The sequence below is a fragment of the Moorena sp. genome (assembly GCF_982860115.1).
This window is the reverse complement of the sequence record NZ_CEYLVT010000221.1, coordinates 1-12,445: the sequence shown is the minus strand read 5'-3', so window position 1 is coordinate 12,445 and position 12,445 is coordinate 1. Positions and strand designations below refer to the sequence as shown.

Sequence of the window (12,445 nt, the reverse complement as noted above, 5' to 3'; positions counted from 1 at the left end):
CCCCACCCCCTACACCCCACACCTGAGGTCAAAGTAAAAAACCTACCCTTATGAGTAGGGGGGGTCGGGGTGTTCTTGTCTTAGGGGTAATCCAAACACTCAACCGACCATAGAAATTAGCACTGTCAAGATATTAAACAGTCTCCTTAATATAATCTGCCACTCGCAGTGCATTAGCTACTATCGTTAAAGCAGGACTAACCCCCAACGAGGTTGGCATAAATCCGCCATCCACAACAAAGACATTGTCATGATCGTGCAAACGGCAGTATGGGTCAAGCACTGATGTTTTGGGATCGGTCCCAAAACGTGTGGTGCCCACTTGATGGGCTGTGTGACGATCATCTTTATCCCCGGTGGCACCAAACATAAATACTACCCCAGCATGGCGCATCACTTTCTTGAGCTGGCGCATATAGTAACGGGAGCGGTAAATATCGTAAGGATGAAATTTGTGGACTAGATGGATCGCTCCTGTGTTGGTAACCTCTACCCTGTTTTCGGGTTGGGGTAAGTCTTCGACAAATCCCGTCATCGCCAGTATCCGTTTGAGTAGGAATTTTGCGATCGCATCTGGAATTGGTACCGGTAAATTTTCTTGTATGCTCAGATGCCCAGGGATTGGAACGGTTTGGGAATACCCGAGCTTATGGGGAAAATCTGCTGAGCCAAAATAAAGATCCGTGAAGCCTAACTGCTTGATGAAGGTATCTGCGCCACCGGTAGGTTTGCTAAACAACCCAGCCGCCAAAGCACCGCAATGGTACATATAATTTCTGCCAACCTGACCACTACGACCAGTTAAGCCAGATTTGATTAGGATTACTGGGCTACCGATAGCTCCAGCTGCTATAATATAAGTCTTAGCTTTAAGCGTTTCGATGGTACCACTATCGCGCCAGCGAAGTTTTACACCAACCACCTTACCTTGAGGGTTGGTAACCAAGCACTCTGCTTCTGTATTAGTTTTTAGCTGGAGATGGTAATTGCTGACGGCTCCATCAATAGCACATACCAATGTCGAAGCACGAGAGTCATTGGGGCAGTAGTAGCCTGGACATTTAGGACAGCGAAGGCAACGGTTAAAGTCGATGCCCAGGGGTAAGTGGAAGGGAGTAAATCCAGCTTTCTCAATCCCCCGCTCCAATTTCTGATTGATCGGCTCAAGGGGAGGAGTCTTGGCTGGATAGCTGTGGGCTGGTGTTTCTAGATGGAGGATTTTATTAGGATCATCTCCAGCAACATGGAATAATGACTCCGCCTGATCGAAATAGGGGGAGAGGTGATCATAAGTAATTGGCCAATCCCAGAGGTGACGTGGTAGCCATTCACTATAGTACTTGCCAGGATGGAAATCATTGCGGCTCGGACGCATCAACACTGCACCATAGAGGGAGGTACCACCACCAAGAATTCCGCCAATAAACAATCGGGTATTACGCCCATTAACCTCGATGGTGCGGTCATCAAAAGCTGCCATGTCGATCAGCATTCGTTGCTCGTCCTGGTAAGGTTCACTGTCAATGAATCGGTTACCACGCTCAACCAGTAAAACCTGCTTACCAGCTTTAGCTAGCGCCAACGCAACAGTTCCTCCACCAGCTCCGCTACCAATGATGATGGCATCAAAATCGTTTGTCATATAGTAAAGGGAACAGGGAATAGGGAACAGGGAATAGGGAATAGGGAGCAGGGAGCAGGGAGCAGGGAGCAGGGAGAAGTAAAGACATAAGATGTAGGAGATCACAGGTAAGAGGGTAAAAAACCTGTGTACCTCGTTGGGAGCAGTAAAGAAAAGGGAAAAAGAATTTTTCCCTCTGCAGTCTTGATGCAGCAAGTACGATAATAGCGATGCATCGCTATTCCCGATTCCCGTTCCCCTCCTGGGAGGGGTTAGGGGTGGGTTCCGATTCCCGATTCCCGTTCCCCTCCTGGGAGGGGTTAGGGGTGGGTTCCGATTCCCGATTGTTTCATTGTCGAGCAAACACCTTATCTAAACGTTTTTCCCATTTCTTCTGATTATTCATAGCCTCTTGAACGAAGGGTGACCAAGCAATTAGTTTAATAAATAATAGATTAATCCATGAAGCAGGAAAACCGAGGGGTCTAACAATATCTAGAAATAAAACCACCCGCATCCCATCGGTTTCATTCCATACCTCATGGGGGAAGCTATCATCAAACATCATTGCTTTCCCTTCTTCCCAATAGCGAATGTCGTTACCAACACGAATCCGACAATTTTCCTTCGGTTCAGGAACACGTAATCCTAGAAGACATCTGATCACCCCTTTATAAGGTCCCCTATGTTCAGGGATATGCTTACCTGGTAATAGAATTGAAAAAAAGGCCGTTTTCATGCCAGGAATTTTTTCAATTATACGAGTAGTTTCCGGACATTTTTCACAATTTTGTTTAACTTTGATTCCATAGCCATAAAAACCATAGGTTTTCCACCGATTATCTGTGCTGATATATTCGGCTTGGTCTGGGGAAATGTCGTGGAAGTTGGGTAGACTATCTCTATATTTCAATACTTGATCGAGCTCTTGGCTAATCGTCATCCATTGAGATTCTAACTCAGCTACCCAATCAAATTGGTCAGTCTCAAAGAATGCTGAATTACCAATTAATGAATAATTAGTAATTAGCTTTTCCAACTTGTAGATAAGTGGTCTACCAATACCATAGATCAGGAAATTTCTGGCTTTTTCCTTAAGAGCCTCTAAAGAACGTTTCATGGTTAATTATTTTAGCTTAGACGGATATGTTACCATACCTAATTATTTTTTTTAGCAACTAGTAAAAAAAATAATAAATTGCTAGTGATGGTCGGAATTAGTCACTGGGAATTAGTAATCTTAAACACATTTAGCTATCAGCTGATCCAATAACAACGTTAGGATTCTGATGAAGCAACATTCAACTGACTCAACAGATCGGTAATACTACGCTGTTGAAGTTGACTCTGTCGCCATTCACCTACTGCGTCTAAAGTGCCATCAAGAAATCGCAGCCGACATTCCCGACGTTTAATCTTGCCACTAGAGGTTTTGGGAATACTTCCGGTTTTCAGCAGCACAATCCCATAAACATCAGCAATATGCTCTTGGGCTACTGCTTGACGAATGGCTGCCACTACTTCATCAACCACTAAGTGTCTCAGATAACTGCGCTTGATCTCTTGAGCAATAACTAATCGTTCTTCCCCGTCTAAATCTACGGAAAACGCTGCACTAGCGTTGGGTCGCAGGGCTGGATGACTCTTCTCAACAGTTGCTTCAATATGCTGGGGATAGCGGTTGTTGCCCCATAGGATCATCAATTCCTTGAGGCGACCGGTGATAAAGAGTTCCCCATCTTGTAGGAATCCTAAGTCTCCGGTGCGCAGAAATGGTCCAGTGCCGGTGTCTTTTATGTAGGCACCGAATGTACATTCTGTTTCCTCTGGTTGATTCCAATAGCCCTTGCCGACACCATTACCAGATACCCAAATTTCCCCAACTTTATTTTCTGGACACTCTGTTAAGGTTTCCGGGTCAACAATTACCAACTGATCACCCAACCAGGGCTGACCACAGCTGACAATTCCTTGTGCTCCCTTTTGGTCTTTAGTAGCAGCTACCACCTGATTTTCTCCTAGGGCACCTTGCTCAACATACTTAATTACGGGAGGGTTAGCTTTCAATCCCCCAGAAATAAATAATGTGGTTTCAGCCATACCGTAGCAGGGATAAAATGCTTCTGGTCTAAAGCCACAAGGGGCAAAGGTCTCGGCAAACCGTTCTAGGGTTTCGGCTCGAATCGGTTCAGCACCGGAAAACGCTACTTCCCAGCTGCTGAGGTCTAGAGTTTCTATCTGCTCTGGAGTGACCTGACGACACAAGAGGTCATAGGCAAAATTGGGACCGCCACTGGTAGTGGCTTTATAGCGGGAAATCGCTTGCAGCCAACACACTGGTTTCTGTATCAAGGCTACTGGTGACATGAGTGTAACGGGAAATCTCCCATAGATGGGCTGGATTACACCACCAATCAACCCCATATCATGAAACAAGGGTAACCAGATCACGCCTTGACTGTTAAGAGTATGCTCGAAGCACTGATAGATCAAGGCTGAATTGTGCAGGATATTGCCATGGGTCACCATTACCCCTTTTGGCTTACCGGTAGACCCTGAGGTGTATTGTAAAAACGCTAAGCTATCGTGATCTGGGCGCTCCGTTTCAATCCAGTCTGATGCTAGAGACGGGGAAATTTTATTGCTTTCTATCCAGGACAGTTGAGTTAAGCTTGGGGCTAATTCTGGATTGGAGGCACACTGCTGCTGGATTCTTTTCCATAAGTCTGTGGTAGTAAGGGCTACTGTAGCTTGGGCAGAAATGACCCGCTGCTGTAATTGGGCAATAGCCTGTTTCGACCGGGGGGGATTAGCGGTCACTGACACCACCGAGGCATACAGACACCCGAAGAAAGCAGCAATGAACTCTAAACCAGCGGTATAGGGGTAGACTAATAAGGCACGGGAGCCAGGGGCAACTAGAGACTGTAACTGAGCAGCAATGGCTCTGGCCTGTTGGTCTAACTGTTGATAGGTCAACAGGCCAGATTCTGTCTCCCCGTCTGCTAGGAAAGTGTAAGCGATTTGGTTAGGTTGGTTTATCGCTCTATCGACCACGAGATCGACTAAGTTAGAGTATTTAGCTTTATGGTTTGCCATTATGCGATCGCGCATTATCCCTGCGTTGTTTCCCCTCATACCAAGCTTAGACGCGAGGTTACCAGACCCAATCAACAAAATCTGCATCTTACGAAACAGATTTTTAGATGCAGAATAGCTTACCTGTCAACTGCTATCGACGCAAGAGGGTAGACTTGACATGATTGATAGAATTTTTCACAAGTTTTGGTAGTTCATGGCAAAATAACCATCAAGTCAACCCCAAAAATAGCAATTCATTGGCTTCAACAGTGGCAACTAACACTAAATGGAGCGATAATCTCTGTTTAGAACATTATTAGCTGAGGTTGAAGGTTCACAACTAGGCTCAATGATCGAAAAGTCATGGAGGGGTAAGGGCAGACGATCACCCAGTGCCATTAACTGGAGTTGGGTGATCTAATCTTTTAGTGTGGTGAAGGAGTGCAACATGGAATTGTTGAACCAGGTCTGGAACGGGAAAGAAAGCTCACCGGCCACTGTGGTTACGAGTGATCACAAATCTACCGTCAGTTCCCCAAAATTATCTCAAGGAGCATCAAGCATTGCCACTTGGTTAGTGTCCAAGCTGGCAGACGTACTTGAGCTGGATGCCCAAGAAATCGATATTCATCGGGATTTTACCGATTATGGTTTAAATTCTATTGAAGCTGTTAACTTATCCGGAGAGCTGGAGAATTTCCTCGGACATCGGCTTTCCCCAACCCTTTTATGGGATCACGACAATATTGAGGCATTGGCTGAGTATTTGGCAGAATACGTTGCTAAACAACCAAAAGACAACTCGCAAGCTAACCATGAAACCTCATCGGCGAGGTCAATACCTGAAACGAATGGTCATATATCGGCAAAAAACGGTCTAATCCCAAATCAAGAGGCAGAAAAGCTAAACAATCAAGATATCCCACCGGAATACCACAATTTCCACCTATACCCAGAATACCGCAAACTGCAATTGCAACAGGAGGAAATTAAAGCCCTCGGGGTTAACAATCCTTTCTTTACCCCCCAAGAACGAGTGGTAAACAATACCACACAGATTGGTGGTCGGGAACTGATTAATTATGCCACTTATAACTATCTGGGGATGTGTGGTGACCCAGTGATCTCTCAAGCAGCAAAGGATGCCATAGATCGTTATGGTACCTCCGCCTGTGCTAGCCGTCTGTTGTCAGGGGAAAAACCCTTACATCGAGAGCTAGAAAAAGAAATTGCTGACTTTATTGGTACTGAGGATAGTATCGTCTATGTGGGCGGTCATGCTACTAACGTAACTACTATTAGTCACCTATTTGGCAAAAACGACCTAATCTTACATGATTCTCTGAGCCATAACAGTATTCTACAGGGATGCATCCTGTCAGGAGCTAGCATTATTGCTTTTCCTCATAATGACTGTCAGGCGTTGGATAAAATACTCCAGGAACGTCGTCACCACTATCAACGGGTACTGATTGTGATCGAAGGGGTTTACAGTACTGATGGTGACATTCCGGACTTGCCTGAGTTCATTGCAGTCAAGAAACGCCACAAAGCTTTCCTGATGGTAGATGAAGCTCACTCCATCGGGGTACTAGGCAAACACGGTCGAGGGGTTGGTGAGTTCTGTGGGGTTGATCCCGCTGATGTAGATTTGTGGATGGGTACCCTGAGCAAGTCGTTTGCTAGCTGCGGTGGCTATATTGCTGGTTGCGCTGCTGTGGTAGAATACCTCAAGTATACCTCCCCGGGATTTGTCTATAGTGTTGGCATAGCTCCTCCTAATGCAGCCTCGGTCTTGGCTTCCATAAGGCTACTCAAGGCAGAACCAGAGCGAGTTGCACTGTTGCACCAGCGAGCTAAACTTTTCCTGGAATTAGCCCAGAAACAGGGACTCAACACAGGGACGAGTAAAGACTCTCCAGTGATTCCAATTATTGTCGGGGATGCGTTGAAGTCGGTGCAACTCTCTCAGAATCTCTTTAAGCGTGGCATCAATGTCCCGTTTATGTTCTATCCGTCGGTGCCGCAAAATGCTGCCCGCCTGCGCTTCTTTATCACCTGTAACCATACGGAGGAGCAAATTCGCTTTACGGTGAACACCCTGGCTCAAGAAGTAGCAAAGCAACAGCCGGACGATTGTACCCAGACATCATCCTTAGAGTAACTAAGATTAACTATCTTATAGTAACTATACTGCACACGGTCATAACCTGAGCTTATTGATCATCCCCCCCATCCCCCCTTCATAAGGGGGGAGAAGAGTTTACCCAAAACACCGGGGGTAGAGGAGATCGAAAGCTCAGTTTAGACCGGTGCTAAGTATAACTATCTGGCAGGTAAATCTAAGGGAAAACTGGCAACTTACAGATTACAAACCCCGTTGGCGGATTGAGTGGAAATTAACTCGGGGATCAGACTATATATATTAGCAAACCTTAGCAACTAACTAACTGGGGAAAAGTATCCCACCCCGTTACCTAATAGTTAGTGGCTGACAGGTAATCCGCCAAGGACATCTTTCCAACTCGGGTTTTGTTAAGCCAGCTGTGATCAATTGATACATTCTCATAAATCAATTCCGGAAAACCTAACTATCGTTTCAGGTGCCACTTATGCGAGTTTTACTGCTATATCCTCTGTTTCCGAAAAGTTTCTGGTCAATGGAGAAAACCATTGAGTTGGTGAATCGCAAGGCACTGATGCCACCCCTAGGTTTGGTGACAGTAGCAGCGATATTACCTCAGACATGGTCCTTTAAACTGGTTGACCGCAATGTATCTGAGGTAACGGAGGCAGAATGGGATTGGGCTGAGATGGTGATTCTCTCAGGTATGATCGTCCAGAAAAAGGATTTTCTTGAGCTAATTCAGGAAGCTAAGCGCCGTGGGAAAAAGGTAGCTGTCGGTGGTCCTTACCCGACTACCTCACCTCACGAACCTGAAGGGGCTGGGGCAGATTACTTGATTTTGGATGAAGGGGAAATTACCCTACCGATGTTTGTCTCAGCGATTGAACGGGGCGAGAGTGAAGGGGTTTTCCGTGCTAATGGTGAGAAGCCAGATGTTACGGAAACCCCAATCCCCCGCTTTGATCTTCTTGACCTCGAAGCCTATGACACTATGGCAATCCAGTTCTCTCGGGGTTGTCCATTTCAGTGCGAATTCTGCGATATTATTGTCCTCTACGGTCGCAAACCCCGTACTAAAGCTCCAGAGCAGTTGTTAGCTGAACTAGAACGCCTCTTAGAACTGAATTTCCAAGGGGGGATTTTTCTAGTCGATGACAACTTTATTGGCAATAAGCGCAATGTCAAAATTCTGCTGAAAGCCATGAAAGTCTGGATGGCTGAACATGAGTATCCTTTTAGCTTTATCACAGAAGCTTCAGTGGATTTGGCTCAAGACCAAGAACTGATGGACCTGATGGTCGATTGTAATTTTAAAGTGGTCTTTTTGGGCATTGAAACTCCTGATGAAGACAGCCTTACCCTGACTAAAAAGTTCCAAAATACTCGGGATTCTCTGAGTGAATCGGTGGATGCGATTACTAATGCCGGTCTGAGGGTGATGGCTGGGTTTATCATGGGCTTTGATGGAGAAAAACCAGGCGCAGGCGATCGCATTGTCCAGTTTATTGAGAAAACCTCGATTCCTATTGCCTTGTTTAGTATGTTGCAGGCATTGCCTAATACTGCTCTGTGGCATCGCCTTGAGAAAGAAGGACGACTTCTCGATGGTGGAGCTAATATTAACCAAACCACTTTGATCAATTTTGTTCCAACTCGGCCTGTGGAAGAAATTGCTCGTGAATATGTGGAGGCGTTTTGGACACTGTATGACCCAGAGCGATTTTTAAAGCGCACCTACAACCACTTTATGAAGCTTGGTCTACCGAGGCATGCGGTACCTCGTCGGATCGATTGGATAACTATCCGGGCGCTACTAACCCTATGCTGGCGACAAGGGGTTCTTCGTAAGACCCGCTGGACCTTCTGGAATAGTCTGTTTAAGCTGATCCAGCAGAAACCGAAAGTGGTGGGCTCTTTCTTTGTGGTTTGTGCCTACGCGGAACACTTCCTCGAATATCGCCAAATTGTCCGTGACCAAATTGAGGCTCAGCTGGCTGAATTTATGACTAATAAACCAGCACCTTTACCGGCTAAGGATAAGGAAGTGGCGGTAAGCGAATCCGCGATCGCATAGCGTAGCCCTTCGGGCTAATCGCATAATTTATTCTTTAGGGAGTAGGGAGTAGGGAGTAGGGAGTAGGGAGTAGAGGGCATTGCTTAATAATGGAATGATTTGAAGAGTGAGGTAGAATGGGCATCTGTGGAATGGGCATCTTGCGTGGAACTGGCATCTTGCCAGTTTCCTCCTTATTCTCGCGCGGGCAGGATGCCCACTCTACTTCTATTCATTCCAAGATTGACCCAACACCCCCGATTCCCGATTCCCGATTCCCGATTCCCGACTCCCTGTTTCCCGTTCCCTATTCCCTACCTCAACTTGGTGCTAGATCTAAGATGACCTTTAATCAACAGCACGCTATTATCACAGGGGGCTCCAGTGGGATTGGCAAAGCCACTGCCAAATTATTAGCCCAGAAGGGAGCTAATCTGACCTTGATTGCTAGGGATGCAGCCAAGCTAGAGCAGGCTAAAGTCGAGATTGAAGGGATGGGAACGCATCCGCAAGCAAAAATTCTAACTATTTCTGCTGATGTTTCCCAGGAGATACAGGTAGAAGCAGCCATTGAGCAAGCAATTAACCAAATCGGTCCAGCTGACCTATTAATCACTAGCGCTGGTATTGCTCATCCCGGTTACTTCCAAGAGCTGCCCATAGAGGTATTTGAACAAACCATGGCAGTTAACTATTTTGGTTCCCTCTATGCAATTAAAGCAGTACTACCTAGCATGGTAGAGCAACACAAAGGTCATATTGTACTGCTATCTTCCGGTGCTGGACTGATTGGTATTTATGGCTATACCCCTTACAGTCCCAGTAAATTTGCCCTGCGGGGTTTAGCGGAATCCTTGCGCGGTGAGTTAAAGCCCCAAGGCATTCATGTTTCTATTGTCTATCCTCCCGATACGGATACCCCACAACTGGAAGCAGAAAATAAAACCAAGCCCCAGGAAACTAAGATGATTACCGGCAGTGCCGAGATGTGGAGTGCCACTGCCGTAGCCGATCAAATTGTAAGAGGTATTGAGAAAAAGCAGTTTGGGATCATGCCAGGATTCGAGATGAGATTACTAGGCCGGTTCCATAGTTTGCTCGCCCCTGGATTGAATTGGTATTTTGATCGGATTGTTGCAGCCAATAAGGGGAAGAGTGATTTTAGGGATTAGGGAGTCGGGAATCGGGAATCGGGAGCCGGATAATTACCCTTAATAAAAATCTCCCCATCTCCCCATCTCCCCACCCTCCCCACACTCTCTATGAATTACAAGGCATCAGCTGAGTTAAGCGCAGAACAATCTCATCAATTCCCTTTTCTAAGACTTTGCCTGACTGGGATGGTTGATTAACCATGATGCTAAATACGATAGTGCCGTAATCAGGATGTTCTAGATATCCAGACAGAGCTTTCACTCCTCTGAGGGTACCGGTTTTGGCTTGAACTTTAGTTTGTGTAGAGGGATGACGCAACCGATTTTTGAGAGTACCGCTCACTCCCGCCACCGGTAAAGAAGCTAGGAAAACTTGGTTATTATTGGCATCACTCATCCCTTTAAGAGTGGTTACAAATACCTCCGGAGTGGCTAAATTTTTCCGGGATAAGCCAGACCCATCTACCAATCGATAACTATTAGGGTTAACTCCTAATTCCGCCAAAGCATCCTGTACTGCTTCGGATCCGCCAATATAGCGCAATAAGGTATCAGCATAGCTATTGTTGCTTTTTAGATTCGTTACCTTCACCCATTCTTTCATGGACTTAGAACGAATCGGAGTATTGGGATGAACCTTGTTTAATGCTGCCGCTGTAGTTAATAGTTTAATATTAGAAGCAGGGATAAAGTATTGATTAGCATTGTGGCTGTAGAAAACCTTCTCTTCCGATAATGATTCAACCACAATCCCCCATTTCCCCCTCGCCAAGGAAGGATGATCGATAATCGAGTTAATTACTGGTGGCAGAAACTCCGGACAAATGCCATTTTTGTTCGTTTCCGGAGGAGGAACAGGGATTTTAATGGAATCGGGAGGAGCTATTTCTGGAGGAACCACAGAAATTTCCAGAGATTTTCCCTCTTGCCTTAAGTCCGCAACTGTTCTAGCATTAGCTTTTCTAGACGTAATAGGAGATACCGTAGTCAGCACAGCTACAGTTAGCATTCCTAAGGATTTCAACCAATAATTCAATTGGGTCATAGTGAGGTAGTCGTGTTGCTACAGTTCAACAAGCAGTAACAAATAAAAAAAGTCTTGGTAGTGTAGGATTTTATTCCAAACTACATCCTACATGATTTTTGAGAACACCGAGATTTTTTTCGTTTTTTAATTAAAAATAAGCATACCAAAAATCAAGACATTCTCATACTCCATTGAAAAACTATAACTAGTGTTTCAATATTCCTGAATTTTATTCAAAAACAGATTAAATTTCGATGAATATTAGATGAATTTATCCATTTTTTTTTAAAGGTTTTTCCATCTTGGGTTGAAGTCCCTTGGGTTTAAGTTAAAAGTTAAAGGTTATTGGTTTAAGGTTTAAGGTTTAAGGTTGAAAGTTATTTGGTTGTTCGCCTAGGGTGGCCTTTTGGCCAAGGTTACAGGTTTAAGGTTGTTAGCCATTAACCTTCGAGTCAGGTAGGCTTAAGGGATGCTTTGCGTTAGTCCACCCATAAGCACTTCAATTTGTAATAGGGAAAATATTACATCAAATCTGGTTAGGTTTCAGCAGTTTGCGTTCGCGTAGCGTGGCCTACGCGATTGGCCGTAGGCCACGCTACGCGAACGCATTAAGTGCATAGTGGCGTGGCACACTTAAAAATGTAGGTTGGGTTGAGCGGTAGGGAAACCCAACAAAACTTTACTGGTGTTGGGTTTCATTCTTCAACCCAACCTACGCTTATTGCACCATTTTAGATGTGTCGGTCCAATAGGGTGTGTTAGGGGCGCGCCTTGCCATCATATTCAACTTCGTAGCCAGCATAACCCCGTAACGCACCACCACAAGGCTTGCTCTAATTTTCCGCCTCTTCGCCCCTGGCTGGGACAGCCCATCGGGAAATTCTTACTGGCAAGATGCCCATTTTGTCACGCGGCTTGATGCCAGTTCCACAGCAAGATGCCAGTTCCACAGCAAGATGCTCATTGTGTCACGCGGCTTGATGCCAGTTCCACAACCAGATGCCAGTTCCACAGCAAGATGCCATTATGGAAGTAGCTCCTACTTGGTTGGGAGAAAAACCGCGCTGGAGATGATTAATGGCCATGACCAGCGCGGTTATTAGTACGGTCGTTTACTTTCTATAGTATACATAACTCCTTGAAAAAATGCAAGAGTTAAATAATTTTTTTTACATTTATTTACAACTAGTTTAGTTTGTGATTTTTTACCTCAATTATGTGTAATTTAGCGTGATTTTTTTTCTTAGTTTAGCCGTTAGCTATTACAGGATATAGCAATTATTATTTGGGTGAGGTAAAAATTATTGGGTTTAGGGAACAGGGAAGACCTAGCAGGGGGACAACGAAGCTTGTAACATAGACAGGGCTTGTTCTCTAGCCC

Annotated in this window: 8 protein-coding genes; 3 read left to right on the top strand and 5 right to left on the bottom strand. The window is 45.3% G+C overall.

Annotation, left to right across the window (positions count from 1 at the left end):
• Nucleotides 1-133 precede the first annotated feature (133 nt).
• From AC4II3_RS26585 to AC4II3_RS26575, 3 genes are all read right to left on the bottom strand, one after another.
• Entirely contained in the window at nt 134-1,984 is a 1,851-nt protein-coding gene (locus tag AC4II3_RS26585) for a GMC family oxidoreductase N-terminal domain-containing protein (RefSeq protein ID WP_488029632.1), read from the bottom strand.
• The gene (locus AC4II3_RS26580; RefSeq protein ID WP_488014259.1) at nt 1,971-2,741 is read right to left on the bottom strand and encodes an aspartyl/asparaginyl beta-hydroxylase domain-containing protein; all 771 of its coding nucleotides are present in this window, start codon (nt 2,739-2,741) and stop codon (nt 1,971-1,973) included. The genes AC4II3_RS26585 and AC4II3_RS26580 overlap by 14 nt, the downstream gene beginning before the upstream one ends.
• Nucleotides 2,742-2,899: 158 nt before the next feature.
• The gene (locus AC4II3_RS26575) at nt 2,900-4,735 is read right to left on the bottom strand and encodes a fatty acyl-AMP ligase (protein ID WP_488014257.1); all 1,836 of its coding nucleotides are present in this window, start codon (nt 4,733-4,735) and stop codon (nt 2,900-2,902) included.
• Between the two features lie 415 nt (nt 4,736-5,150).
• Between AC4II3_RS26575 and AC4II3_RS26570 the strand changes: the two genes are divergently transcribed.
• Together AC4II3_RS26570 and AC4II3_RS26565 are read left to right on the top strand one after the other, a co-directional pair.
• Entirely contained in the window at nt 5,151-6,866 is a 1,716-nt protein-coding gene (locus tag AC4II3_RS26570; protein WP_488014255.1) for an aminotransferase class I/II-fold pyridoxal phosphate-dependent enzyme, read from the top strand.
• Between the two features lie 448 nt (nt 6,867-7,314).
• Nucleotides 7,315-8,904, top strand: coding sequence for a B12-binding domain-containing radical SAM protein (locus AC4II3_RS26565; protein ID WP_488014253.1), 1,590 nt, complete (start codon nt 7,315-7,317; stop codon nt 8,902-8,904).
• A 34-nt stretch (nt 8,905-8,938) separates the two neighbouring features.
• On the opposite strand, the gene AC4II3_RS26560 is transcribed toward AC4II3_RS26565, so the two are convergent.
• A complete protein-coding gene (locus AC4II3_RS26560; protein WP_488014251.1) occupies nt 8,939-9,061 on the bottom strand; it encodes a hypothetical protein in 123 nt (40 codons plus the stop codon).
• A gap of 163 nt (nt 9,062-9,224) precedes the next feature.
• On the opposite strand from AC4II3_RS26560, the gene AC4II3_RS26555 reads away from it, so the two are divergent.
• Nucleotides 9,225-10,055: an SDR family oxidoreductase gene (locus AC4II3_RS26555; RefSeq protein ID WP_488014261.1), complete on the top strand. Its 831-nt coding sequence runs from the start codon at nt 9,225-9,227 to the stop codon at nt 10,053-10,055.
• An 88-nt stretch (nt 10,056-10,143) separates the two neighbouring features.
• On the opposite strand, the gene dacB is transcribed toward AC4II3_RS26555, so the two are convergent.
• Complete coding sequence (dacB, locus tag AC4II3_RS26550) at nt 10,144-11,082, bottom strand: D-alanyl-D-alanine carboxypeptidase/D-alanyl-D-alanine endopeptidase (protein ID WP_488014249.1); 939 nt, start codon at nt 11,080-11,082, stop codon at nt 10,144-10,146.
• Nucleotides 11,083-12,445 lie beyond the last annotated feature (1,363 nt).

Bases quoted from the DNA above. Each gene is read 5' to 3' on its own strand.
- AC4II3_RS26580 (WP_488014259.1), bottom strand. From the start codon at position 2,741: ATGAAACGTTCTTTAGAGGCTCTTAAGGAAAAAGCCAGAAATTTCCTG.
- AC4II3_RS26575 (WP_488014257.1), bottom strand. From the start codon at position 4,735: ATGCGCGATCGCATAATGGCAAACCATAAAGCTAAATACTCTAACTTA.
- AC4II3_RS26570 (WP_488014255.1), top strand. From the start codon at position 5,151: ATGGAATTGTTGAACCAGGTCTGGAACGGGAAAGAAAGCTCACCGGCC.
- AC4II3_RS26565 (WP_488014253.1), top strand. From the start codon at position 7,315: ATGCGAGTTTTACTGCTATATCCTCTGTTTCCGAAAAGTTTCTGGTCA.
- AC4II3_RS26560 (WP_488014251.1), bottom strand. From the start codon at position 9,061: ATGCCAGTTCCACGCAAGATGCCCATTCCACAGATGCCCATTCTACCT.
- AC4II3_RS26555 (WP_488014261.1), top strand. From the start codon at position 9,225: ATGACCTTTAATCAACAGCACGCTATTATCACAGGGGGCTCCAGTGGG.
- dacB (WP_488014249.1), bottom strand. From the start codon at position 11,082: ATGACCCAATTGAATTATTGGTTGAAATCCTTAGGAATGCTAACTGTA.